The sequence below is a fragment of the Methylopila jiangsuensis genome (assembly GCF_027922305.1).
GTDB lineage: Bacteria > Pseudomonadota > Alphaproteobacteria > Rhizobiales > Methylopilaceae > Methylopila > Methylopila jiangsuensis.
In genome coordinates this window covers 28,594-51,841 of sequence record NZ_BSFK01000005.1, presented here as the reverse complement: position 1 = coordinate 51,841, position 23,248 = coordinate 28,594, and the positions used below count along the sequence as shown (strand labels likewise).

Genomic DNA, 23,248 nt, shown 5'->3' with positions numbered 1-23,248 from the left:
CCGACGCCGCCGCGACGCCCGTCACCGGACCAGCGCCATCCGCCCCGTCGAGGGCGGAGCCTCGTCGTCCTTCTCCAGCGCCTCGAGGAAGCTCTCCCGCCACCAGGTGACGTCGTACTCCTTGATGCGACGGAACATGGAGGACCAGCGCTCGCGCCGTTCCTCCACCGCCATATCGAGCGCGCGGGCGAGCGCGCCGGCGGTGCCGTCGACGTCGTAGGGGTTCGTCATCAGCGCGCCGTCCAGTTCGGCCGCCGCGCCCGCGAAGCGCGACAGCAGCAGCGCGCCGGGATTCTCCGGATCCTGCGCCGCCACATACTCCTTGGCCACCAGATTCATGCCGTCGCGCAAAGGCGTGACCACGCCGACCGCGGCCTGCCGGTAGAGCCCCGCCAGCGCGTTGCGGCCGACGGTGCGGTTGACGTAGCGCAGCGGCGTCCAGTCCAGCTCGGAATAGGCGCCGTTCACCCGACCGGCGAGTTCGGCCACCTCCCGTTCCATGGCGGCGTATTCCGGCACCTCTTCACGGGATTTGGGCGTGATCTGCAGATAGACGCAGCGGCCGCGCCATTCCGGGTCCAGCAGCAGGAAGGTCTCGTAGGCCTGGATGCGCTGGGCGATGCCCTTGGAGTAGTCCAGCCGGTCGACGCCGATGATCAGCTTGCGGTCGCTCAGACTCTCCCGCACCCGCCGCACAAGCGCGTTGCGGTTGGAGGCGGCGGCGACCGCGGCGAAGGCGTCGGTCTCGATGCCGACGGGGAAGGCCTCCACCGTCACCGCCCGGCCATGGGCGACGAAGCGGCCGTCCGGCAGCCGCCGCCCCACCCGCTCCCGGCGGACATAGGTCTCGAAGTTCTCCACGTCGATCGGGGTCTGGAACCCGGCCACGTCATAGGCCGCGAGCGAGCGCACCACGTCGGCGTGGTTCGGCAGCGCGGTGAGCACGTCCGGCGGCGGGAACGGGATGTGCAGGAAAAAGCCCATCCGGTTTCGGAACCCCATGGCCCGCAGCTCCGCCGCCAGCGGAATGAGGTGGTAGTCGTGGACCCAGATGACGTCGTCCGGCTTCAGCATCGGCGCGAGCCGCTGGGCGAACAGGCGGTTGACCCGGTGGTAGCCTGACAGCGACACGCGCGTGAACTCGGTCAGCTCCATCCGGTAATGGAACAGAGGCCACAGCATGCGGTTGGAGAACCCGGCGTAATATTCGTCGAGATCGCGCTCGGAGAGGTCGATCACGGCGTAGGTCACGCCGTCCGCGGTGGTCACCTGAGGCTCGGACGGTTCGGTCTCGCCGGGGGGCAGCTTGGCGCCGCTCCAGCCGAACCACAGCCCGCCCCGCGCCTGCATCGCGCCCGACAGCGCCACCGCCAGCCCGCCCGCCGGCGGAACGCCCGGCGTCGGGACGGGAACGCGGTTCGATACGACGACCAGCCGGCTCACGGCGCGGACCTCCTCTGTTCAGCGCCGCGCGAGGCCGCGCCGGTTCGGATCGAGAGTGGTGCTTGATGGGTCATGACGCCCTCCCGAACGCCGGCCGATGGTCGCAGGTTCCGTGCGCGCCGCCGGCTCAGAACGCTTCCTCCCAGGGACGGGACAGCCGCATCGCGGCCTTCACCAGCCCCACCATGGAGTAGGTCTGCGGAAAATTGCCCCACAGCTCGCCGGTTCCCACATGCAGCCCTTCGGACAGCAGGCCGAGCCTGGTGCGATGGTCGAGCACGTCCTGGAACACCGCGCGGGCCTCGTCCTCGCGGCCGACCGCGGCGAGCGCGTTGATCAGCCAGAACGTGCACGCCGTGAACGCCGTCTCCGGCTCGCCGAAATCGTCGGGCACGCGATAGCGGTAGAGGTGGTTGCCGAACCGCAACGAACGCTCCACCTCGGCCAGGGTGCCAAGAAAGCGCGGGTCCTTGGGCGACACCAGCCCGATCTCCGGCAGCAGCAGCAGGCTCGCGTCCACCACGTCGCCGCCGAAGGTGCTGACGAAGCTGTTCATCTCCGCGTTCCAGGCGTTTGCGAACACGCCCTCGGCGATTTCGCCGGCGCGCTCGGTCCAGAACGCGGCGCGGTCCGTCAGGCCGAGCCGGGTCGCGATGCGCGCCAGCCGGTCGCAGGCGGCCCAGCACATGGCGGCGGAATGGGTGTGCACCGCCTCGCGGGTGCGGAACTCCCAGATGCCGGCGTCCGGCGTGTTCCAGCGCTCCACCGCCTGATGGCCGAGCTTCTCCAGCCGCTCGAACAGCGCCTCGTCGCCGGGTTTCGGCAGGCGCGCGTCGAAGAAGGCCTGGGCCGCGGCGAGGATGATCGAACCGTAGCCGTCGTTCTGGACCTGGGAATAGGCCGCGTTGCCCACGCGCACCGGGCCGTAGCCGCGATAGCCTTCGAGCGCCGGCGCCTCGCTCTCGTCGATCCGCGTCTCGAAGGAGAGCCCGAACAGCGGCTGCAGATAGCCGCTCGCGGAGCCTGCGACCAGATTGGTCACGTAGGCGAGGTAGCCCTCCATGGTCTTGGTGACGCCCAGCCGGTTCAGCGCCTCGACCGTGAAATAGGCGTCCCGCAGCCAGCACAGCCTGTAGTCCCAGGTGCGGCCGGAATCGGCGTATTCGGGAATCGAGGTGGTCAGCGCCGCCACGATGGCGCCGGTCTCCTCATAAGAGCAGAGCTTCAGCGTGATCGCGGCGCGGATCACCACCTCCTGCCACTCGAACGGCAGCGACAGGAAGCGCACCCAGTCGATCCAGTACTCCTGCGTGCGCTCGTAGAACTCACGGGCGACGCGGCCCGGCGCCGCCGGCAGGGTCTCGTCCGGACCAAGCAGGAAAGCGTAAGGGCGGTCGATCAGGAACGGCGTCTCCTGCGCGACGAAGGCCACAGGCGCGTCCGTGGTCAGGCGCATCACCGTGCCGTCCACCAGATAGCGGATGTGGTTGGAGCCGCGCGTGGTGTCGGGCTCCACCTCGCCATACTCCAGCGACAGCCGCAGCCGCACGGAGAGCCGCGGTGAGCCGCAGATCGGCTCCAGCCGCCGCACCACCGACTGCGGCCGGAACATGCGGCCGTGGTCCCGGAAGCGCGGCGCGAAATCGGTGACGCGCACCGCGGAGCCGTCGGCGCAGTACAGCCGCGTCTCAAGAATCGCAGTGTTGCGGTGATACTCCTGCTCGCAGCGCTCCAGCCCCTCGAGCTCGAAGTCCCAGAAGCCGCGCTCCGGATCGTCGCCGCCCAGCAGGGCGTTGAACATGGGATCGCCGTCGAACCGCGGGACGCACATCCAGACGATGCGCCCCCTCGCGTCGATCAGCGCGGCGGAGGCGGCGTTGCCGATGACGCCGAGTTCGAGCGATGGACCGCTCACGCCGCGGCGCCGAGCGCCACAAGCCAGCGGCGCACCGAATCCGGGCTCTCGAAACCGTAAGTGGCGACCGAGGGGCGCGCGACCCGCCCCACCAGCGCCGAGGCGCCGCCGAGCGCGTTGGCGGCCTCGAACGCGAACTCGTCGGTGAGGTCGTCGCCGATCATCAGCGGCGTGCGCCCGGCGAACGGCTTCTCGCTCATCATGCGGCGCAGCGCCGCCCCCTTGTCGCAGCCTCGGGGGCGCACCTCCACCACCATCTTGCCGGGCTGAAGCTCATGGGCGGGGGCGAGCTGCGCCACCAGATCGCCGATGCGCGCCCTGACCTCGCCCTCGCGCTCGGGCGCGGCGCGGTAATGCACCGCCACGCTGACACCCTTGTTCTCGAGCGCCAGCCCCGGCCGCGCGTCCACGAAGGCGCCGAGCGCCGCGGTCAGCCGGTCCGGCGGGGCGACGCCCGCATCCGCCACCCGGCCTCCGCCGCAGCGGCGCAGCTCCGCGCCGTGCAGCGCCGCGGCGGGCAGCCGAAGCGGCGACAGGATGCGGTCCACATCGCCGAGCGCCCGGCCGGTGACGATGGCGAGCGCGCCGTCCAGCCGCTGGGCGACGACCCCGATCGCGGCGAGCGCCTCAGGCGCGATCACGACCGCGTCCGGCGTCGGCGCCAGGTCGAGCACCGTGCCGTCGAGATCGAGAAACAGCGCCAGATCGTCCGGGAACCCCGCAGGGATGGCCGGAAGCGCCGGACGGTCGCGCGCCACGCGCGTGCTCTCGGGCTCCCATGCGGCCGCCGCCGCGGCGTCGAGGCTCATGCCGGTCTCCGGTGCTGAGGGAAGGGTCGTCGTGGAGGGGGCTTATCCCATGTTCAGATAGGCGAAAGCCCCGCGCGGACAACCCCGCGCGAGGCTCCGGCCGTCAGCGCTCGATCACGATGCGCGGCGGCGTGCGGCCCGGCGCCCCCTGGCTCAACCGCTTCCAGATCGCCTCGGCGATGCGGCCGTAAGCCCGGGCGTGCTCGGAGTCCGGGGCGCTCGCCACGATCGGCGCGCCGCTGTCGGAGGTGGCGCGGATCTCGGTCGCGAGCGGGATTTCGCCGAGGAAGGGCGCCCCCATCTTCGCCGCCTCGGCGCGGGCGCCGCCATGGCCGAACAGGCTCTCGCGGTGGCCGCAGTTGGGGCAGCAGAAGTAGCTCATGTTCTCGACCACGCCGAGGATCGGCACGTCCACCTTCTGGAACATGGCGACGCCGCGCCGAGCGTCGGCGAGCGCAAGGTCCTGCGGCGTGGAGACGATGACCGCGCCGGAGAGCCGCACCCGCTGGGCCATGGTGAGCTGGGCGTCGCCGGTGCCGGGGGGCATGTCCACCACCAGCACGTCGAGCTCGCCCCAGGACACCTCGTTCAGCATCTGGGTCAGCGCCGACATGACCATGGGCCCGCGCCAGATCATGGCGGTGCCTTCCTCCACGAGGAAGCCGATCGACATGATCTTGAGGCCGTGGGCCTCCAGCGGCTTCATCATCTTGTTCTCGACCTCGGGCCGCTCATGCAGCCCGAACAGGGTCGGGACGGAAGGGCCGTAGACGTCGGCGTCCATCAACCCGACGCGCAGGCCCTGCGCCACCAGCGCCAGCGCCACGTTGGCCGCCGTGGTGGACTTGCCGACGCCGCCCTTGCCGGACGCCACCGCCACGATGTGGCGGACGCCCGGCACGCCGACGCCGTTCCCCTGCCCCTGCGGCCGGGGCGGGGCCGAGGCGCCGGCCGGCGCGGGCCGTGCGCCGCGCGCCGCCATGGGGCTCGACGCGGCGGGATGGGAATGGCCGTGCGCATGGGAGTGAGAATGGGCGGACGGCGCGGGCGCGGAGCCCGCGGGGCGGCTCGCGGTGAGCGCCACCAGCACGTCGGACACGCCGGGGATGGTGCGCACCGCCGCTTCCGCCGCCTTGCGGATCGGCTCCAGCGCGGCGGCGCGGTCGGGCGAGGTCTCGATGGCGAAGATCACCCGCCCGCCGTTGATGGTGATGGCGGACAGGGCGGACGACCGCGCGAGGCTCGGCGCGCCATCGGGCGCCGGCGCCGACTCCAGCGCCCGTCGCACGTCCTCTTCCGTCACCGCCATGTTTCGTCTCCTCGAAGTTTCTGTTTGTGCGCGGGCTATGGACCTTGGCGCCGGTCGCGGTCAAATGCAGGCGATTTCTTGCCGGACCGCGCCATGACCAACGTTCCCGTGCCTACCCGCATAGCCGGCCTCGTGCTGATGGGCGGCGAGGCGCGCCGCATGGGCGGCGGCGACAAGGCCCTGCTGCTGCTCCACGGCCGCCCGATTCTCGGACACGCTTTGGACCGCCTGCGGCCGCAGGCGTTCGCGCTGGCGCTGTCCGCCAACGGCGACCCCGCGCGGCTTGGCGCGTTCGGCCTGCCGGTGCTGCCGGACGCGGCCGGAAGTCCCGGCGGGCCGCTGTCGGGGGTGGTCGCCGGCCTAACCTGGGCGGCGGCGCAAGGGGCGAGCCATCTGCTCACCGTCCCCGGCGACGCGCCGTTCCCGCCGCGCGACCTCGGCGCCCGGCTGTGGGCGGCGGGCGGCGGCGGCCCGGCCTGCGCCGCGAGCCCCGACGGCCCGGAGCCGCTGCACGCGCTGTGGCCGCTCGATCGCCGGGCGGAGCTCGACCGGCTGATCGCGGAGGGCGTCTCGTCCCCCCGCAGGGCGCTGGCGGCGCTCGGCGCGGCGCATGCGCCCTACCCCAGCCGCGACGGCTTCCGCGACGCCGACACGCCGGACGATCTCGCCGCGCTGCGGGGCGCCTGACGTCACGTTTGCGTGCGCTTGCGAACAGTGGAATGCTCGCGCTCTTGGCCGGCTCCGCCGGACGACCGCGAGCATGGAGACCGCCGCATGAGCCTCATCGCGCACGGACGCCTGCGCGCCCTGTCGCTTGCGGTCGCGGCCGCCGTCGCGCTGCTCTGCGGCCCCGCTTCGGCGCGGGACTGGACCACGCTGCGCATCGGCTCGGAAGGCGCCTATCCGCCCTTCAACGCCATCGGGCCGGACGGCCAGCTTCAGGGTTTCGACATCGACATCGCCAAAGCCGTCTGCGACCGGATCAAGGCGCAGTGCGCCTTCGTCACGCAGGACTGGGACGGCCTGATCCCGGCGCTGAAAGCCGGCAAGATCGACGCCATCTTCGCCTCCCTGTCGATCACGGCGGAGCGCTCGAAGCAGATCGCCTTCTCGAAGAAGTACTACGAGACCCCCGCCCTGTTCGTGGCCGACAAGGCGAACGGCGGCTGGGGCTCGTCGCCCGAAGCGCTCGCCGGCAAGACGCTCGGCGCCCAGACCGGCACCGTCAGCGCCAACTACCTGGAAGAGGTCTACGCCAAGGCGGGGGCCGAGGTCCGGCTCTACCCCACCCAGACCGAGGCCAATCTGGACCTCGCCTCCGGCCGGCTCGACGCCGTGCTCGCGGACAAGACCGTGCTGCTGCCCTGGCTCGACGCCTCCGACGAGGGCAGGTGCTGCCAGATCATCGGACAGGACATCCGCAATCCCGAGTTCTTCGGCGCCGGCGTGGGCGCGGGCCTGCGCAAGGAAGACGCGGAGCTGAAGGCGCTGATCGACGGCGCCATCGACGCCATCCGCGCCGACGGGACCTACGACCGCATCAACGCCAAGTATTTCGCCTTTAGCCTGTACTGACCGGCAGCCGCGGCGTTGGAGAACCTGCTGCGCCTGCTGAGTTTCGGTCCCGGCGGCTGAGGCGACGAGCTGCTGGCCGGCCTTGGCGTCACCCTGGCGCTGGCGCTGGCCACCCTGCCCTTCGGGCTCGCGCTCGGTCTTGGCGCGGCTGTCATGCAGCGGTCGCGTCTCATGGCGCTGCGCGGGCTCGCCCAGGCCTATTCGAGCCTGTTCCGGGGCCTGCCGGAACTGCTCACGCTGTTCATCGTCTATTACGGCGGCCAGATGCTGCTGAACCGGCTGCTCGCCCTCGTCGCGCCCGGCGTGGCGGTGGAGATCGGCCCGTTCGCCGCCGGCGTCACGGCGCTGGCGCTGGTGTTCGGCGCCTACGCCGCCGAAGTCTTCGCCGGGGCGATGGGCGCCCTGCCCCGCGGCCAGCGGGAGGCGGCGCTGGCGCTCGGGCTTTCGCCCGGCCTCGCCTTCCGGCTGGTGGAGCTGCCGCAGCTCTGGCGGCTGGCGCTGCCCGGTCTCGCCAACGGCTGGGCCGTGCTGCTGAAGGACACCGCGCTGGTCTCCACCATCGCGCTCGCCGACCTGATGCGCGAGACCCAGATCGCGGTCGGCGCCACGCGGCAGCCCTTCACCTTCTACCTCGTCGCCTGCCTGATCTATGTGGCGCTGGCGCTCGTCTCCAGCGCCGTCGCCGACCGGCTGCAGGCCCGCGCCGAGCGCGGCGTCCGGTTCGCCGGCCGATGACGGCGGAGCTTGGCCACGGCGTCCTCGCGCTCTGGGGCGCGCTCGGCTTCGACGCGGAGCTGATGGCGCGCTACGGCCCTCGGGTGCTCGCCGGGCTCGGAGCCACGCTGGCGCTGACGGCGCTGTCGTTCCCGCTCGGGTTCCTGCTGGCGGTCCCGCTGGCCATGGCCCGGCGCGAGGGCGGACGCCTGGCGGCGGGGTTCGCGCGGGGCTTCTCCGCCTTCTTCAGCGGCGCGCCGCTGCTGGCGCAATTGTTCCTTGTCTATTACGGCGCCGGGCAGTTCCGGCATGAGCTGGAGGCGGCGGGGCTGTGGTGGCTGCTGCGCGATCCGTTCTGGTGCGCGGCGCTCGCCTTCACCCTCAACACCGCCGCCTACCAGTCGGAGATCGTCCACGGCGCGCTCGCCGCCTTGCCTCAAGGCCAGCGGGAGGCGGCGGAGGCGCTCGGGCTCGGCCGCTTCGCGCTCTACGCCCGCGTGCTGCTGCCGCAGGCGCTGGGCCTGTCCCTGCGCCCGCTCGGCAACGAGCTGATCCTGCTGATCAAGGGCAGCGCGGTGGCGGGCGTCGTCACCGTGTCGGAGATCTTCAGCGCCACCCGCTACGCCTTCGGCCGCTCAGCGGATTTCGAGGTCTATCTCTGGGCGGCGATCCTGTACCTGATCCTGGTGGAGATCGTGCGCCGCGCGGTGGACCTGGCCGACCGCCGCAGGCTGCGGAAACTCCGCCCGGCGGGGTGAGCCTCTCTCACGCCTCCGGCGCCGGCTCCCTGTCGGCGACCGCGGCCTCGGCGAAGGTCGCCATGCCGGTGTGGCAGGCGACCGCCGCCTTGAGCATGGACACCGCGAGCGCGCCGCCCGAGCCCTCGCCGAGCCGAAGACCCAGATCCAGCAGCGGCTTCATCTCGAGCTTGGCGAGCAGGCGAGCGTGGGCGGTCTCGGCGGAGAGATGGCCCGCGACGCAATGGTCGAGCGCGCTGGCGTCGAGCGCGTGCAGAACGCTGGCGGCGGCCGTCGCCACATAGCCGTCGAGCACCACCGGCACCCGCTGCAGCCGCGCCGCCAGAATGGCGCCGGCCATGGCCGCAAGCTCGCGCCCGCCGACCCGGCGCAGCGCCTCCAGCGGATCGTCCAGATGATCGCGATGCCGCTCCAGCGCCGCGCGCGCGGCCGACGCCTTGCGGGCGAGGCCCTCGTCGTCGACGCCGGTCCCGCGGCCGACCCAGTCCTCGGGCTGGCCGCCATACAGCGCGCAGGCGAGCGTCGCCGCGACCGTGGTGTTGCCGATGCCCATCTCGCCCACCACCAGCAGGTCGATCCCGCCGTGGATCGCCTCCATGCCGTAAGCCATGGTCGCGGCGCATTCGGCCTCGCTCATGGCGGCGTCCTCGGTGATGTCCGGCGTCGGCCGGTCGGCCGCCAGATCGAACACCTTCAGGCCGATGTCGAAGGCCGCGCAGATCTGGTTGATGGCGGCGTGGCCCTTGCCGAAGGCGTCGAGCATCTGCCGCGTCACCTCCGCCGGATAGGCCGAGACGCCCCGCGCCGCCACGCCGTGGGCGCCGGCGAAGATCGCCACCATGGGGCGGGCGACGGTGGGCGGGCTGCGGTCCTGCCAGGCGGCGAGCCATTCGGACAGGCTTTCCAGCCGGCCAAGCGCGCCCGTGGGCTTCACCAGTTGGGCTTCGCGGGCGCGAACCTCGTCCGCCCGCGCCGAAGCCGGCCCCGGCATGCGCGCCAGCAGCGCCCGGATGTCGTCGAAGGGCAGGCCCCTCTCGACCGGCGGGACGCGCGACTCGGTGGTCAGCGCCATGGGGAACCTCATGCGGCATGCGATATCACGGACCTGTCGCATAGCCGATCGGTCATGAGCCGCCAAGCGCGCCTTCGCTGCGGCGCCATGCTAGGAACGCCGGACGCCCGTCCTGTTTTCGCATGTGCGATAGCCGATGCCTGATCTGATCACCCGCGGGGCCGACGCCCTCGCCGACGCGCTGCGCTTCTTCACCCGCCTGCCCGCCCCCGCCCGCTTCGGCGCGCAGGAGACCGGACCGCTGTTCGACGGCGTGGCCGCGGCCGCGCCCGTCGCAGGCGTCGTGGTCGGGGCTGTATCCGGCGCAACTCTGGCGCTGGCGCTCGGCGTGGGCCTGACGCCGCTCGCGGGCTCAGCCTTCGCGACGGCGGCGGCGGTGGCGCTGTGCGGCGCGCTGCACGAGGACGCCATCGCGGATGTGGCGGACGGGTTCGGCGGCGGCCGCACGCGGGAGCAGAAGCTCGCCATCATGCGCGACAGCGCGGTGGGCAGCTACGGCGCCGCGGCGCTGGCGCTGGCGCTGATCCTGCGGGTGGCGCTGATCGCGGGGCTGGCGGAGGCGCAGGGTCCGAGCGCGGGACTTGCGCTCGTCGCCGCGGCCGCGCTCGCCCGGCCGCTGGCGCTGGCGCCGACCCGGCTGCTGCCGCCCGCGCGCACGGACGGCGCCGGCCATGCGGCCCGCCCGAGCCTCGCCGCCGTGCTCGCCGGATGCGGGCTGGGAGCCGCCGCGGCGCTGCTCGCGGGCGGGCTCGCCGGCGGCCTCGTCGCGATCCTGCTCGCGGGCCTTGCGGTGCTCGGGCTGTCCGCCTTGAGCCGGCGGCAGATCGGCGGCGTCACCGGCGACGTCTGCGGCGCGGCGGCGCAGGTGGCGGAGATCGCCGCGCTGGCCGGCCTGCTCATGGCCGCCTCCTGACCATCGGATGACGCGAACGTCTCTTGCGCGCGCGGCCGCTTCGCGCCAAGCATCGCCCCATGCTGAGCCGACGCCCGATCAAGAGCCCCTGCGTCTCCGTCTGCGTGATGGACCCCGCCACCGGCTGGTGCGAGGGCTGCTTCCGCACGCTGGCCGAGATCGGCGCCTGGGCGCGCATGTCCGACGCCGAGCGCGACGCCGCCATGCGCAAGCTGCCCGACCGCCGCAAAATCGCCCGCGACGCCGGCCGGAGCTACGCGTCGTGAGGGGCGTGGCGGGCGCGCTGGTGGTCGTCATCCTCGCCACCATGGTGGTGTTCGTGGTGGCGGACCTCGCCGGCGGGCTGGGCGACTTCCCCAACGAGCGCTGGGCCGGCGCCATCGCCTCGATCTGCCTCGCGGCCTGGATCGGCCCCCGCGTGTTCGCCAACGCCATGACCGACGGCTCGCGCACGCTCAAGGCCGTGGCGCTGTGGCTCGCGGTCGCGGTCGGCCTCGCGCTGCTCTTCATCTACGGGCAGGACACGCTGGCCTCGCTCGGCGTCAACGTCTGACGGCTCAGGTGGCGAGGTCGTAGAAGAACCGCGCCGACACCAGCGTCAGGAACAGGCCGAAGGCGATGGTGAGCGTGCGCCGCGACAGGCCGTGGGCGATGCGCACGCCGAGCGGCGCCGAGAGCACCGACACCGGCGCAAGAATGGCCACGCCCACCAGCGACACGAAGCCCAGCGACAGCGGCGGCAGCTCCGCCATGTGCGGCCAGCCGGCGATCACATAGCCCAGCGCGGCCGGGATCGAGATCAGCGCGCCGAGCCCGGACGAGGTGCCGATCGCGGTGTGGATCGGCCGGCCGTGAAGCTGCAGGAACAGCGTGCCCAGCGTGCCGCCGCCGATGCCGATCAGCGCCGACAGCACCGCGATCACGAAGCCCCAGACGCCGGTGACGACGCGGCTCGGCAGATCGCTCGACAGCCGCCAGCTCTCGCGGCCGAACAGCAGGTTGGCGGACATGGCCAGCGCGAACACGGCGAACACCGCCTTCAGCGCGTCCGAGGTCACGAAGGCCGCGATGGCCGCGCCCGCTGCGGCGCCCAGCGCCACCGGCAGGATCCACGCCTTCAGCGCCGCCTCGTCGATGGTGCCCCGCGCCCGGTGCGCCCGGAACGAGCGCAGCGAGGTCGGCACGATCACCGCGAGCGAGGTGCCGACCGCGAGCTGCATCTCCACGCTGTCGGCGACGCCGATGTGATCGAACAGCTCCGCCAGCACCGGCACGATGATCGCCCCGCCGCCGACGCCGAACAGGCCCGCGAGCACGCCGGTGATCACGCCCGCCGCCAGCAGGCCGAGGCCGAGTTCGACAAGCTCCCGAAGCGGGATGGCGGAGACGAGGTCCATGGGCGGGCTCCCGGGTTTCAACCCTTGCGCCCGCCGCTCGTGGCCGTGGTCAGGCCGCGTCGGCCTCGGCGCGTTCGCTCAAGGAGCCGTGATCGCGCACCAGGTCAAGCGCCGCGCGCAGCACGTCGAGGCCCGCGCCCGCCTTCGGCCCGTCCTCGCTCAGCAGGCGGCGGAAGGCCCGCGCGCCGGGCTTGCCCGGAAACAGCCCCATCATGTGGCGGGTGAAGTTGGACAGCCGCCCGCCGCGTTTCAGATGCGCCTCTATCGCCGGGAACAGGCTTTCCACCGCCGCGCGGGCGGTGGCGTGGGGCGGCGCCTCGCCGAACAGGGCGGCGTCCACGCCCAACAGGATCTCGGGGTTCTGGTAGGCGGCGCGGCCGAGCATCACCCCGTCCAGGGCGACGCCCGCGCGGGGCGCGAGCAGCGCTTCGGCCGCGGCGAGATCGGCGATTCCGCCGTTGATGGAGATGGAGACCTGCGGCAGCCGCGCCTTCAGCCGGAACACCCGATCGTAGTCGAGCGGCGGCACGTCGCGGTTCTCTTTTGGGCTCAGGCCCTGCAGCCACGCCTTTCTGGCATGCACGATCAGCGCATCGCAGCCGGCGGCCACCACAGCGTCGGCCATGGCGTCGAGCGCGGCTTCGATGTCCTGCTCGTCCACGCCGAGTCGGCATTTCACGGTGACCGGGATCGCCACCGCGGCCTTCATGGCGGCGACGCCCTCCGCCACCCGGTCCGGCTCCCGCATCAGGCAGGCGCCGAAGCGGCCGTCCTGCACCCGGTCGGACGGACAGCCCACGTTCAGATTGATCTCGGCGTAGCCGAAATCCGCGCAGATCTTCGCGGCTTCGGCGAGCTCCGCCGGCTCCGAGCCGCCGAGCTGGACCGCCACCGGCTGCTCCTCGGCCGAAAAGCCGAGCAGCCGCTCGCGCGGACCGAACCGCACGGCCCCCGTGGTCACCATTTCGGTGTAGAGCAGCGCGTTCCGGCTCAGCGCCCGATGGAACAGCCGGCAGTTCCGGTCCGTCCAGTCCATCATGGGCGCCACCGAAAACCGGCGCGCCCTGGAAAGCTCGATGCTGCTCACTCGTCCGACCGTCCGTGGCTTCGCGTCCCGTCGCCGGCCGCGGCGGAACGCTTCAAGCCCGCCTGTCTACAGCACGAAGTCGCTGGCGGCGAGGCTCGCCACGTTCAGCACCTGGATCGAGAAGTCGCCGACCTTGTCGCCGTTGATGTCGCCGTAGACCATCAGGTAGCCATCGAACGCCCGGTAGTTCAGCTGTCCCTGAACGCCGGACGAAAACGCGGTCGTCCCGATGAAGCTGAAGGCCTGGTTGCCGCCGGCCGAGATCGAGGCGTCGATGCCGGACAGGTCGATCCTGTCGCCCTCCGAGCGCTTGAAATCGTAGATCACGTCGCGGCCCGAGGACGAGCGGCTGTCGGCCACGTCGGTGAAGATGAACCGGTCGGCGCCGGTTCCGCCGTAAAGGCTGTCGCCGGCGCCGCCGCCGGTGAGCCGGTCCGCGCCGTAGCCGCCGAACAGCCGGTTCACGCCGGCGTCGCCGGTGAGCCGGTCGGCGTAGCCGCTGCCCTCGAGGCTCTCGAAGCCCTGGAACTGGTCGCCCTCGGCGTGTCCGCCGCTCGCCTCGCCGGTGGCGAGGTTGACGGTGACGGCGGCGTCGGAGCGGCTGTAGTCGAGCCGGTCGACGCCTAAGCCGCCATCGAGGTTGTCGCCGCCCGCGCCGCCGGAAATGACGTCGTTTCCAGCTCCGCCGAAGATGTAGTTGTAGTCGCCGTTGCCCCGGATGTTGTCGTTGTAGTTCGTGCCGATCACGTTCTCGACCCGGAACCAGCTGTCGCCCGCCGCGGCGCCGCCGCCGGCGTTGCGCAGCAGATCGACCGTCACCGCCGAGATCGAATTGCTGTAGCTGACGGTGTCGTCACCGGCTTCGCCGTAGAAAATATCGGTTCCGGCCGACGCCGTGAGCGTGTCGTCCCCCGCTCCGCCGTAAAAGGTGACGGACTTTCCCGCAGCGTTGTACGTCGTCACGCTGTCATCGCCAGTCCCACCGTAGAACGTTCCGGATGAGTTCGCGAAAGTCGCAATGTCGTCGCCGACTTCGCCATAGGCGTTGAAGGATGTGATGTCACCGAAATCAAACACGTCGGCGCCGGATCCGCCATAGGCGGTCGCCGTCCCGTTTCTAAGAAAGATCAGATCGTCCCCGGCTTCACCGTTGGCGTATGTGTATCCGGATGAATCATAGATGTAATCTCCCCCATCAGAACCATAAATTACATCGTTTCCAGCTTCGCCGTAGAGTGAATCACTAAAATATCCGCCCTGAAGATAGTCATTTCCTCCTTTTCCATAATAGGAATTTCTTAAAAATTCATCATTATAGGCATGGGCTGAAATGGTGTCGTTGCCGTCGGTTCCGGTACGGGTGGGCATGGTAGGCGTCCTTCAACGTCGTGCTGGCCAGGCCGGAAGGATACCAGATAGATACCGAAATTCATATGAACTTTGGGCTGGGACCGCAGGGCGCGCCAACGCCGGAACGCATCGGCGCGAGCGTCCTCACGCCCCTGGTCGGGCCCTTGCCGCTGAAGGTCGAAGCCTGACGGACGCGGGCGAACCGCTCGTCGGACACCTCGTCCGTCCACACCCGGAAGCTTTTCAGCATGTTGGGCCGAAGGCGGGGGTGGACGGGGCGTCGGCGAGACGCGGGGCGTCGGTCGGGCGTCGTTCCATAAACGCCGGCGCCGTGGCATGGTCGCGGCGCTTCACGACGTCCCCATCCCGCTCCGCACGCCCGCGCGCGTCCCCCCTCCAACCTTCGAGCGGCGTCATCTCCCGCGACGCGGCGAACGCAGAGAACAAGCGCAAGCGAAAATGTACTTCGACACGCAAGTCATCGTCGCCCGCTGGCCGCGCACCGGGCCGGTCAGTTCGAACTGGGGCGACAAGCTGAATCCTCCGCTGATCAACAGGCTCGCGCAGAAGCCTGTGGCCCATGTGGATGACGTCCTTGAGTGGGGCGACAGGCCGGTTTTTCGGGTCGTCGGCAGCGGCGTGAGCGGCGTACATCCCAATGAGATCGTCTGGGGCCAGGGGTTTCTCAACCGCCGCGCGTTTCCAGCCGCCCCTCCCGCCCGCATCTGCGCCGTGCGTGGGCCCAAGACGCGCGCGCGGCTGCTGGCGAAGGGCGTCGCGTGCCCCGAGATCTATGGCGATCCCGCGATCTTCTGCCCGCTCTTCATTTCCGGCGCGCCTGCGGCGTCGCGCCGGTATGGCGTCATCCAGCACTTCAGGGAAAAGGACGTCATCCCTCTCCCAAAAATCCGCGGCTGCGACGATCCTCTGGTGATCGACGTGCAGGGCGAGATCGAGGAGTTCGTCCGGAACGTCACGTCGTGCGAAATGATCGTTTCCAGCTCGCTTCATGGGGTGATCTGCGCCCATGCCTACGGCGTTCCCGCTTACTGGCTGAAGGCGAGCGACCTGCCCAAAGGCGACGACTTCAAGTTCCACGACTATTACGCCTCCATCGGCTGGGACGACGTCGCGCCGGCGGTCGTCGACGAGGAAGGTTACTTCGACCCCCGGTCGTGCCCCGCGACGCCGGGCCGGCTGCGGATCAATACCGCCGCCCTTCTGGACAGCTGCCCGTTCATGTCGCCGGAGCGTCGTTCCCAGCTTCTGCGTCACGTCATGCGCAGCGCGCGCGTCGGGCGGAAGGGCGTCATCTTCGCAGGGCTCGGAGGCTGAACGCGGCAGGCGGCTCCCTCAGGATTCCGCGCCATGCCGTTCCCGGCGCTCAGTCGAACTGCTCGTCCGTCCAGACCCGGAAGCTCTTCAGCGTGTTGGCGCCGAAGGCGGTGGTGAGCGCCGCGTCGGCGGCGTCGCGCCCCCTGGCCATGACGATGCGGCCGATGCGGGGCTTGTTGTGGCGGGCGTCGAAGGTGCGCCAGCGGCCGCCGACATAGACCTCGAACCACGCGCTGAAATCCATCGGCGCCGGGTCGCGCGGCACGCCGATGTCGCCCAGATAGCCGGTGGCGTAGCGCGCGGGAATGTTCATGCAGCGGCAGAGCGTTATGGCGAGATGGGCGAAGTCCCGGCACACGCCGCGCCCTTCCGCGAACGCCTCCGAGGCCGACCGCGTGGAGCTGGCGTGGGCGTAGCCGAAGCGGATGTGGCCGTGGACGAAGTCCACGATGGTCTGGACCATCGCCCAGCCGGGAGGCGCGGCGCCGAACAGCGACCACGCCTGCGCCACCAGCTTGTCGGCGTCGCAGTAGCGGCTCGGCAGCAGATAGACCAGAACGTCGTCGGGAAGGTCCTCGACCCGATGCTGGATCGCCCCCCAGTCGGCCACGTCCGGCTCGCCGCTGTCGGCCACCAGCGCGTCGGTCATGAGGGTGAAGTCGCCCGCGGGCGCGAGCGTCCGGCTGCAGACGTTGCCGAAGCCGTCCAGATAGGCTGCGATCGGCGCGTAAGGGTAGGATTCGATGCGGTCCGGCCGTATCAGGTCCTTCTCGCGGCTCGGATGCACGTTCAGCATCATCAGGAGCGGCGTGGGCTGCGGAAAATGATGAACGATCTCGAACCCGACCCTGATCTTCAAGACCGATTTCCTCCCCGGCTGCAGACCTTCGCGAGACGTCCCGCGCTGGCCGTCGTGACACGAGCAAGCCCCGTGCCGCGCCGCACACACTGTGAACGCCCGCAAAACGCTCCAAGCCGGCTTTCCGTTGCATATCAGAGGCTTTAGCGCCCATGACGCGACGTCGCGCCCTGTTCGCCTGCGATCTGGACAGCCAGGTGTTCGGCGCCCTGCCGCTCGCCCGCGCCTTCGAGGCCCGCGGCTGGGACGTCGCCTTCGCCCTGCACGCGCCGCACGAGCTTCCCGCCGCCCTGCGCGCCCGCGTGACGGAACGGTTCGAAACCTTCGAAGCCTGGCTCGGAGAGCTTGCGGTGTCGGAGCGCGTCCTCGGCTATGACTCGGTCGGCGTGTTCGCCACCGGCAGCCGCATCGCCCGCTTCCGCCACGACGCCGATCTCGCCGACCGCGCCCGCGGGCGCCGCGGGCCGGCGCTGTTCAGCGGCTTCAACGGGCTGGTGTTCGAACGGTTCGAGGAGGGCGCCGCCTGGCGGCTCGGGTGCGACGTGGTGGCGCTCAACGGCCCGCGCGACCGGGACGCCTTCCTCGAGTTCACGCGCGGCACGGCGTTCGAGACCCAGCCGCTCGCGATCACCGGCCTCCGCCGCGCCACCGACCGCCCCCAGCGTCCTCTGAAGCCGCCGCCCGGGCCTGAGGCGCGCCCCGTCTTCGTGTTCGCGGAACAGGTGGCGGCGCCGTCCGACCCGCGCCATCGGGCGGAGCTTGCGGCGACGCTGGCGCGGCTGGCGCGGGCGACCCCGCGCTGGCGGGTGGTGGTGAAGCTGCGGGTGCGGGCGAACGAACGCACGTTTCATGAGCAGGCGGCGCCTATGGAACGGCTGATCGCCGCCATGCCCGACCGCCCGTCCAACCTGGAGCTGTCGCACGCCCCGCTGGAGGAGGAGCTTGAAACGGCGGACCTGTTCGCCACCATCTCGTCCACCGCTCTGTTCGACGCGCTGGACCATGGCGTGCCGGCCTGCATCGCGCTCGATTTCGGCGTGCGCAACGCCTACGGAACCCACGCGCTGTTCGCGAGCGGGCTCGGCGTCGACCTGTCCGCCTGCGCGACCCTCGACGATCTGCCCCGCCGCCAGCCCCACGCCGGCTGGCTGGAGCGGGTCGGTTACGACCCGCGCTTCTCCCCCGCGGCGCTGATCGAGACGCTGGAGCGTCTCCCCACGGACGCCCCGCGCCCGCCGCAGTTGCAGAGCTTCGAGCGCTCGGCCGCGGGCGAGGCGGAACGGGCCGGCGGCGTGGGCACGCAGGCCATCTCCGCCGCGCGAGCCGGTGTGGAGATAGCCGTCAGAACCGGCGACTTTGCGGAAGCGCAGGCCGCGCTCGCCCGTCTCGGCGACATCCTCGCCCGCTCGGACGCGCGCCACAACGCGGACGCGGCGCGGCGCCGCCGCGAGGGCGCGCTCGCCGCCTTCGCCCGCCGCCGCAGGATGTACTGGCTCTATCGCGGGACGCGGAACCTGCTCACCGGCGAGACGTTCCGGCGCCCCTGAGGGGGCTGACCAAATGCCCATCCGCGTTCGCTCAACTTGGACTTGTTCCAGGTCAAAGACGGCGATAGGCCTCGGAGTCAGAAGGATCGCGACGAGCCGCCGCGAGACTCAATGACTCACACGCCGCCCACGACCGACGCTTCGCCTGAGCCCGGACGCTCCCGTCCGAGGGCGTCGCTCGCCCTGTGGCTGCAGGCGGCCGCGGCGCTCATGTGGCTGCCGCAGGCCGCGGCGCTCGCCCTCGGCGTCGGCCGCATCGCCGAAGGCGGCGGCGCGACGGCCATGCTGGCGCCTGCGGCGGCGCTGATTGGCTTCGGCGCCCTGCGCGCGGGCCTCGACGCGGCGGGCCAGCGCCTCGCCTTCCGGGACGCGCGCGCCGAGCTTTCCCGCCTGCGCTTCAACGCGACCCGCGCCCTCGCGGCCCGTTCGCCGCTCGACGCCGGCCGCGCGCCCTCGGGCCTCGCCGCAAGCGTCCTCGCCGAACAGGCGGAGGCGGTGACGGCTTACGTGGCGCGCTTCCAGCCCGCCCGGTTCAAGGCGACGGCGGTCCCGCTCGTCATCCTCGCCTGCGTGGCGCCCCTCTCGTGGCTCGCTGCGCTGATCCTCATGGCGGCCGCGCCGCTCATTCCCCTGTTCATGGCGCTGGTGGGCTGGCGCGCCAAGGCGGCGAGCGAGCGCCAGTTCGTGGCCATGGGCGAGATGAACGGCTTCCTGCTCGACCGGCTGCGGGGCCTCGACGCCATCCGCTCGGCCGGCGCGGTGGAGGCCACGGCGCAGCGGGTGCGCGCGGAGGCGGACGGCTTGCGCCGCCGCGCCATGGCGGTGCTGCGCATCGCCTTCCTGTCGTCCGCGGTGCTGGAGCTGTTCTCGGCGCTCGGCGTGGCGCTGGTCGCGGTCTATGTGGGCTTCAACCTGCTCGGCCAGATCCCCTTCGGCGCCTGGGGCGGCCGTCTGTCGCTGCCCGAAGGGCTGTTCGTGCTGCTGCTGGCGCCGGCCTTCTTCGAGCCGCTCCGGGAGCTGTCCGCCGCGTGGCACGACCGGGCGTCGGGACAGGCCGCGCTCGAGGCGCTGGAGCGGCTGGCGGCTCCGGGCCGCATGGCCCTGCCCGGAGCCGTGGACGAGCCCGCCTTCGCGCCGCCGTTCGGCCCGGCCCCGGTGGTGCGGCTCAAGGGTTTGCGCTTCGCCCATGACGGCGCGGAACGACCGGCGCTCGACGGCTTCAGCCTCGTAGTCGCGCCGGGCGAGCGCGTCGCCGTGCTGGGCCCGAGCGGCACCGGCAAGTCCACCCTGCTCGCGCTGATCGCCGGCCTCGCCCCGGCGGCGGGCGGCCGCATCCTGATCGGCGGCGCGGAGATGACGCCGGACACGGCGGCGGCCTTGCGCGCCCGCATGGTCTGGATCGGGCAGACGCCCCACGTCTTCTCCGGCAGCCTCAGCCGCAACGTGCGTCTCGGCCGGCCGGACATCGGCCGCGTTCAGGCGGAGCGCGCCCTGCGCGCGACCGCTCTTGGGCCGCTGCTCGACCGTCGCGGCGACGCCGCCGTGGGCGAGAACGGCCTTGGCCTCTCCGGCGGCGAGACGCTGCGGCTGGCGCTGGCGCGTCTGGCTGTTGCGCCCGGCGCCACGCTGGTGCTGGCCGACGAGCCCACCGCCCATCTCGACCGGGAGACGGCGCGCCAGATCATGGACGCGCTGATCGCGCTGTCGGCGGGGCGCACCCTTATCGTCGCGACCCATGATCCGGAGCTTGCGGCCCGCATGGACCGCATCGTCCGCTTCGACGACGCGCGTCTGGAGGACGCAGCGTGAGCGGCGACCTCAACGCCCTTCGTCCCGTGGTCCGCGCGCTGGCGCGGGAGGGCGGCCTGCGGCTCCACGCCGGCATGGGCCTCGCCGTCGTGACGGCGCTCGCAGGCCTCGGCCTGCTGGCGCTGTCGGGCTGGTTCATCACCGCCACCGCGCTTGCGGGGCTGACCGCGGCCGCAGCCCTCGCCTTCGATGTGTTCGTGCCCGGCGCCGGCGTGCGCGGCTTCGCGCTGCTGCGCACCGCGGCCCGCTACGGCGAGCGCGTGACGACCCACGACGCCACGCTGAAGGCGCTCGCCGCTTTCCGGGAGCGTCTGTTCCGCGGCTGGGCGCGGCCTCAGGCCGCCCGCACGCTGCTCGCCCGCCCGGCGCGGCTGCTGTTCCGCCTGACCTCGGACGTGGACGCGCTGGACGCGCTTTATCTGCGCGGGATCATCCCGCTCGTCGCCTGCGCCGCGACCGCGGCGGTGGCGGCGATCCTGCTCTCGTTCCTCGACTTCCGGCTCGGCCTCGCGGCCGGCGGCGCGCTGCTCGTTGGCGGCCTCGGCGTCGCCGTGCTCGCGGCGCGGGCGGCGCGCCGTCCGACGCGGCGGCGCGCCTACGCGGGAGAGGCGCTGCGCGCCCGCGTGGTCGACATGGTGCGGGGCCAGACCGAGCTCGTCATGGCCGGACGCCTCGCCCCCCAGACCGACGCGGTCATGGCCGCCGACGCCCGGCAGGCGCAGGCCGACGACGCGCTCAACCGCATCGAGGTCCGCGCCGGCGCCGCGCTGACGCTGCTGACGGGCGCGCTTCTGGCCGGCGTGCTGGCGGCGGCGGCCCATCTGGCGGAAGGTGGAACCATCGGCGCGCCGATCGCGGCCATGGCGCTGCTCGCGGTGTTCGCAGCGGTGGAGCCGTTCGGCGCGCTCCGGCGCGGGGCGCTGGAGATCGGCCGCGCGGCGCTGGCGGCGAAGCGGCTCGCGCCGCGCCTGTCCGACACAGATTCCAGCGCGGAGGACGCCCCGGTCGCGCCGAGCCCCGAGCCCGGCGTCGCGCTGCGGCTCGCGGAGGCCGCCGCGCGCCATGCCGGCGACCGCGGCTTCGCGCTGGCGCCGGTCACGCTCACGCTGCGCGCCGGCGAGCGGGTCGCGATTGTGGGGCCGAGCGGCGCCGGCAAATCCACCCTCATGGCGCTGATGGCCGGGGAGATCGCGCCTGCCGCAGGCTCCGTCACGGCCGCGCCCGCCGCGTGGCTGAGCCAGCGCACCACGCTGTTCCGCGACTCCTTGCGCGACAACCTTCGCCTCGCCGCGCCGGACGCGGACGACGCGCGCCTGCGCGACGCGCTGTCGGGCGCCGGCCTCGGCGCCTTCGCCGGCCGGCTGGACGCGCCGCTCGGCGAAGGCGGCATGGGCCTGTCCGGCGGACAGTCCCGCCGGCTGGCGCTGGCGCGGCTGCTGCTGAGCGACGCGCCGCTCTGGCTGCTGGACGAGCCCACCGACGGGCTTGATGGCCCCACCGCCCGCGACGTGCTGCGCCGTCTCGTTGCGAAGACCCGCGGACGGACGCTCGTGGTCGCCACGCATCTGAGGCGCGAGGCCGACGTCTGCGACCGCGTGATCGTGCTGGAGGGCGGGCGCGTCGTCGCCGATCTCGCCCGCGGCGCGCCCGACTTTCGATCCGCGCTCGACCGGCTCCGGCCGGACTGAGCGCGAGCCGAACCGTTTCCCGCTCCCCGCCCGCGCCCTGCGCGGCGGGACGCGCATCAGGAGGCCGGCGATCCCGCCGGGAGGCATGAGATGGAACTCGACGTCGTCGCCCTGTCGCGATTGCAATTCGCGCTGACCGCTCTCTACCACTTTCTGTTCGTGCCGCTCACCCTCGGCCTCTCGATCCTGCTCGCGATCATGGAGACCGTGTACGTGATGACCGGCCGGGCCATCTGGCGACAGATGACCAAGTTCTGGGGCACGCTGTTCGGCATCAACTTCGTGCTGGGCGTCTCCACCGGCCTCGTGATGGAGTTCCAGTTCGGCATGAACTGGAGCTACTACAGCCACTACGTGGGCGACATCTTCGGCGCGCCGCTGGCGATCGAGGGCCTGATGGCCTTCTTCCTGGAGGCGACCTTCGTCGGCCTGTTCTTCTTCGGCTGGGACAAGCTGTCCAAGATCGGGCATCTGGCCGCCACCTGGGCGGTGGCGCTGGGCTCGAACTTCTCGGCGCTGTGGATCCTGATCGCCAACGGCTGGATGCAGAACCCGGTGGGCGCCGCCTTCAACCCGCAGACCATGCGCATGGAGGTGAACGACTTCTTCGCCGTGCTGTTCAACCCGGTGGCGCAGGCGAAGTTCGTGCACACGGTTTCTGCCGGTTACGTCACCGCCTCCATCTTCGTGCTCGGCGTCTCGGCCTGGTATCTGCTGAAGGGCCGGCATCTGGAGCTCGCCAAGCGCTCCATGACGGTGGCCGCCTCCTTCGGCCTCGCGGCCTCGCTGTCGGTGGTCGTGCTGGGCGACGAGAGCGGCTACCTCTCCACCGAGCACCAGAAGATGAAGCTCGCCTCGATCGAGGCCATGTGGAAGACGGAGCCGGCGCCCGCCGCCTTCACCGCCTTCGGCTTCCCCGACCAGAAAGCCCGCGAGACCCATTACGCCGTCCACATCCCGTGGGTGATGGGCCTGATCGGCACGCGCTCGCTGACGACGGAAATCCCCGGCATCGAGGATCTGGTGAAGAGCGCCGAGGCCCGCATCCGCAACGGCGTCGAGGCCTATGACGCGCTGCAGACCATCCGCGCCTCGGCTGCGCCCGGCGCCATTCCGGCGGAGGCCCAGGCGGCCTTCGAGGCCGGCGGCCACGATCTCGGCTACGCCCTGCTGCTGAAGCGTTACGTGGACGATCCGCGCCAGGCCACCGACGAGCAGATCGCCAGGGCCGCGTCGGACACCATCCCCCATGTGCCGACGCTGTTCTGGACCTTCCGCATCATGGTCGGCCTCGGCATCTTCTTCATCGTCCTGACGGCGACGTTCTTCTACCTCTCCGCCCGCCACCGGCTGGACCGCTATCCGCTGCTGCTGAAGCTCGCGGTGGCGGCGATCCCGCTGCCCTGGATCGCGGCGGAATGCGGCTGGATCGTCGCGGAGGTGGGCCGCCAGCCCTGGATCATCGAGGGCGTGCTGCCCACCGCGGCGGCCGTGTCCGACCTCGGCGCCTTCACGGTGCTGCTGACCATCCTCGGCTTCACGGCGATCTACACCGTGCTGTTCATCGTGGAGATGGGCCTCATGCTCCACGCCATCAAAAAGGGCCCCGCGCCCGATCCCGAGCCCCAGGCCGAGCTCGCCCCCCACGCTCTCGCGCCCGCGGAGTAA

General features: G+C 71.8%; 21 protein-coding genes. 12 read left to right on the top strand and 9 right to left on the bottom strand.

Annotated features, from left to right (window positions below; all coding sequences use genetic code 11):
- Nucleotides 1-21 precede the first annotated feature (21 nt).
- The 4 genes from otsA to PKE85_RS01805 all read right to left on the bottom strand — a co-directional run bounded on the left by otsA (nucleotide 22) and on the right by PKE85_RS01805 (nucleotide 5,476).
- Complete coding sequence (gene otsA / locus PKE85_RS01820) at nucleotides 22-1,443, bottom strand: alpha,alpha-trehalose-phosphate synthase (UDP-forming) (protein ID WP_271203085.1); 1,422 nt, start codon at nucleotides 1,441-1,443, stop codon at nucleotides 22-24.
- A 127-nt stretch (nucleotides 1,444-1,570) separates the two neighbouring features.
- Nucleotides 1,571-3,358: a glycoside hydrolase family 15 protein gene (locus PKE85_RS01815; protein ID WP_271203084.1), complete on the bottom strand. Its 1,788-nt coding sequence runs from the start codon at nucleotides 3,356-3,358 to the stop codon at nucleotides 1,571-1,573.
- Nucleotides 3,355-4,167: a trehalose-phosphatase gene (gene otsB, locus PKE85_RS01810; RefSeq protein ID WP_271203083.1), complete on the bottom strand. Its 813-nt coding sequence runs from the start codon at nucleotides 4,165-4,167 to the stop codon at nucleotides 3,355-3,357. Before otsB ends, PKE85_RS01815 begins: the two co-directional genes overlap by 4 nt.
- Before the next feature lie 103 nt (nucleotides 4,168-4,270).
- Complete coding sequence (locus PKE85_RS01805) at nucleotides 4,271-5,476, bottom strand: Mrp/NBP35 family ATP-binding protein (RefSeq protein WP_271203082.1); 1,206 nt, start codon at nucleotides 5,474-5,476, stop codon at nucleotides 4,271-4,273.
- A 93-nt stretch (nucleotides 5,477-5,569) separates the two neighbouring features.
- Here PKE85_RS01805 and PKE85_RS01800 point away from each other — a divergent pair, with 93 nt between their 5' ends.
- The 4 genes from PKE85_RS01800 to PKE85_RS01785 all read left to right on the top strand — a co-directional run bounded on the left by PKE85_RS01800 (nucleotide 5,570) and on the right by PKE85_RS01785 (nucleotide 8,523).
- Entirely contained in the window at nucleotides 5,570-6,163 is a 594-nt protein-coding gene (locus tag PKE85_RS01800; protein WP_271203081.1) for an NTP transferase domain-containing protein, read from the top strand.
- Nucleotides 6,164-6,250: 87 nt separating this feature from the next.
- Entirely contained in the window at nucleotides 6,251-7,051 is an 801-nt protein-coding gene (locus PKE85_RS01795) for a lysine/arginine/ornithine ABC transporter substrate-binding protein (protein ID WP_271203080.1), read from the top strand.
- Between the two features lie 69 nt (nucleotides 7,052-7,120).
- On the top strand, nucleotides 7,121-7,786 hold the full coding sequence (locus tag PKE85_RS01790; RefSeq protein ID WP_271204052.1) for an ABC transporter permease: 666 nt from the start codon (nucleotides 7,121-7,123) through the stop codon (nucleotides 7,784-7,786).
- On the top strand, nucleotides 7,783-8,523 hold the full coding sequence (locus PKE85_RS01785; protein ID WP_271203079.1) for an ABC transporter permease: 741 nt from the start codon (nucleotides 7,783-7,785) through the stop codon (nucleotides 8,521-8,523). Before PKE85_RS01790 ends, PKE85_RS01785 begins: the two co-directional genes overlap by 4 nt.
- Before the next feature lie 7 nt (nucleotides 8,524-8,530).
- Here PKE85_RS01785 and cobT read toward each other — a convergent pair whose 3' ends face one another.
- The gene (gene cobT, locus PKE85_RS01780) at nucleotides 8,531-9,595 is read right to left on the bottom strand and encodes a nicotinate-nucleotide--dimethylbenzimidazole phosphoribosyltransferase (RefSeq protein WP_271203078.1); all 1,065 of its coding nucleotides are present in this window, start codon (nucleotides 9,593-9,595) and stop codon (nucleotides 8,531-8,533) included.
- A gap of 136 nt (nucleotides 9,596-9,731) precedes the next feature.
- Here cobT and PKE85_RS01775 point away from each other — a divergent pair, with 136 nt between their 5' ends.
- Genes PKE85_RS01775 through PKE85_RS01765 form a run of 3 tightly spaced genes read left to right on the top strand, consistent with a single transcriptional unit; the run spans nucleotide 9,732 to nucleotide 11,061 of the window.
- Entirely contained in the window at nucleotides 9,732-10,508 is a 777-nt protein-coding gene (locus PKE85_RS01775) for an adenosylcobinamide-GDP ribazoletransferase (RefSeq protein WP_271203077.1), read from the top strand.
- Between the two features lie 59 nt (nucleotides 10,509-10,567).
- A complete protein-coding gene (locus PKE85_RS01770) occupies nucleotides 10,568-10,774 on the top strand; it encodes a DUF1289 domain-containing protein (protein ID WP_271203076.1) in 207 nt (68 codons plus the stop codon).
- Entirely contained in the window at nucleotides 10,771-11,061 is a 291-nt protein-coding gene (locus tag PKE85_RS01765; RefSeq protein ID WP_271203075.1) for a hypothetical protein, read from the top strand. Before PKE85_RS01770 ends, PKE85_RS01765 begins: the two co-directional genes overlap by 4 nt.
- Nucleotides 11,062-11,065: 4 nt before the next feature.
- Here PKE85_RS01765 and PKE85_RS01760 read toward each other — a convergent pair whose 3' ends face one another.
- The 3 genes from PKE85_RS01760 to PKE85_RS01750 form a co-directional block, all read right to left on the bottom strand.
- Nucleotides 11,066-11,905 carry a sulfite exporter TauE/SafE family protein gene (locus PKE85_RS01760; protein WP_271203074.1) on the bottom strand — a complete coding sequence of 280 codons (840 nt, stop codon included), beginning with the start codon at nucleotides 11,903-11,905 and terminating at the stop codon, nucleotides 11,066-11,068.
- Between the two features lie 49 nt (nucleotides 11,906-11,954).
- Nucleotides 11,955-12,992 (bottom strand): tRNA dihydrouridine(20/20a) synthase DusA, encoded by a 1,038-nt coding sequence (gene dusA / locus PKE85_RS01755; RefSeq protein ID WP_271203073.1) that lies wholly within the window; start codon nucleotides 12,990-12,992, stop codon nucleotides 11,955-11,957.
- A gap of 66 nt (nucleotides 12,993-13,058) precedes the next feature.
- The gene (locus PKE85_RS01750) at nucleotides 13,059-14,360 is read right to left on the bottom strand and encodes a calcium-binding protein (RefSeq protein WP_271203072.1); all 1,302 of its coding nucleotides are present in this window, start codon (nucleotides 14,358-14,360) and stop codon (nucleotides 13,059-13,061) included.
- 441 nt (nucleotides 14,361-14,801) lie between these two features.
- Between PKE85_RS01750 and PKE85_RS01745 the strand changes: the two genes are divergently transcribed.
- Nucleotides 14,802-15,677: a polysaccharide pyruvyl transferase family protein gene (locus PKE85_RS01745; protein ID WP_271203071.1), complete on the top strand. Its 876-nt coding sequence runs from the start codon at nucleotides 14,802-14,804 to the stop codon at nucleotides 15,675-15,677.
- A 49-nt stretch (nucleotides 15,678-15,726) separates the two neighbouring features.
- Here the strand turns inward: PKE85_RS01745 and PKE85_RS01740 are convergent, their stop codons facing one another.
- Nucleotides 15,727-16,536, bottom strand: coding sequence for a transglutaminase-like domain-containing protein (locus PKE85_RS01740; protein WP_271203070.1), 810 nt, complete (start codon nucleotides 16,534-16,536; stop codon nucleotides 15,727-15,729).
- Between the two features lie 152 nt (nucleotides 16,537-16,688).
- Here PKE85_RS01740 and PKE85_RS01735 point away from each other — a divergent pair, with 152 nt between their 5' ends.
- From PKE85_RS01735 to PKE85_RS01720, 4 genes are all read left to right on the top strand, one after another.
- Complete coding sequence (locus tag PKE85_RS01735; protein ID WP_271203069.1) at nucleotides 16,689-18,083, top strand: DUF6716 putative glycosyltransferase; 1,395 nt, start codon at nucleotides 16,689-16,691, stop codon at nucleotides 18,081-18,083.
- A 111-nt stretch (nucleotides 18,084-18,194) separates the two neighbouring features.
- On the top strand, nucleotides 18,195-19,892 hold the full coding sequence (cydD, locus tag PKE85_RS01730; RefSeq protein WP_271203068.1) for a thiol reductant ABC exporter subunit CydD: 1,698 nt from the start codon (nucleotides 18,195-18,197) through the stop codon (nucleotides 19,890-19,892).
- Nucleotides 19,889-21,580, top strand: coding sequence for an ATP-binding cassette domain-containing protein (locus PKE85_RS01725; protein WP_271203067.1), 1,692 nt, complete (start codon nucleotides 19,889-19,891; stop codon nucleotides 21,578-21,580). The genes cydD and PKE85_RS01725 overlap by 4 nt, the downstream gene beginning before the upstream one ends.
- 90 nt (nucleotides 21,581-21,670) lie before the next feature.
- Nucleotides 21,671-23,248: a cytochrome ubiquinol oxidase subunit I gene (locus PKE85_RS01720; RefSeq protein ID WP_271203066.1), complete on the top strand. Its 1,578-nt coding sequence runs from the start codon at nucleotides 21,671-21,673 to the stop codon at nucleotides 23,246-23,248.

Excerpts from the sequence above, each read along its gene's own strand:
- otsB (WP_271203083.1), bottom strand. The coding sequence starts at position 4,167 with ATGAGCCTCGACGCCGCGGCGGCGGCCGCATGGGAGCCCGAGAGCACG.
- PKE85_RS01805 (WP_271203082.1), bottom strand. The coding sequence starts at position 5,476 with ATGGCGGTGACGGAAGAGGACGTGCGACGGGCGCTGGAGTCGGCGCCG.
- PKE85_RS01800 (WP_271203081.1), top strand. The coding sequence starts at position 5,570 with ATGACCAACGTTCCCGTGCCTACCCGCATAGCCGGCCTCGTGCTGATG.
- PKE85_RS01795 (WP_271203080.1), top strand. The coding sequence starts at position 6,251 with ATGAGCCTCATCGCGCACGGACGCCTGCGCGCCCTGTCGCTTGCGGTC.
- PKE85_RS01785 (WP_271203079.1), top strand. The coding sequence starts at position 7,783 with ATGACGGCGGAGCTTGGCCACGGCGTCCTCGCGCTCTGGGGCGCGCTC.
- cobT (WP_271203078.1), bottom strand. The coding sequence starts at position 9,595 with ATGGCGCTGACCACCGAGTCGCGCGTCCCGCCGGTCGAGAGGGGCCTG.
- PKE85_RS01775 (WP_271203077.1), top strand. The coding sequence starts at position 9,732 with ATGCCTGATCTGATCACCCGCGGGGCCGACGCCCTCGCCGACGCGCTG.
- PKE85_RS01770 (WP_271203076.1), top strand. The coding sequence starts at position 10,568 with ATGCTGAGCCGACGCCCGATCAAGAGCCCCTGCGTCTCCGTCTGCGTG.
- PKE85_RS01760 (WP_271203074.1), bottom strand. The coding sequence starts at position 11,905 with ATGGACCTCGTCTCCGCCATCCCGCTTCGGGAGCTTGTCGAACTCGGC.
- PKE85_RS01750 (WP_271203072.1), bottom strand. The coding sequence starts at position 14,360 with ATGCCCACCCGTACCGGAACCGACGGCAACGACACCATTTCAGCCCAT.
- PKE85_RS01745 (WP_271203071.1), top strand. The coding sequence starts at position 14,802 with ATGTACTTCGACACGCAAGTCATCGTCGCCCGCTGGCCGCGCACCGGG.
- PKE85_RS01735 (WP_271203069.1), top strand. The coding sequence starts at position 16,689 with ATGACGCGACGTCGCGCCCTGTTCGCCTGCGATCTGGACAGCCAGGTG.
- cydD (WP_271203068.1), top strand. The coding sequence starts at position 18,195 with ATGACTCACACGCCGCCCACGACCGACGCTTCGCCTGAGCCCGGACGC.
- PKE85_RS01720 (WP_271203066.1), top strand. The coding sequence starts at position 21,671 with ATGGAACTCGACGTCGTCGCCCTGTCGCGATTGCAATTCGCGCTGACC.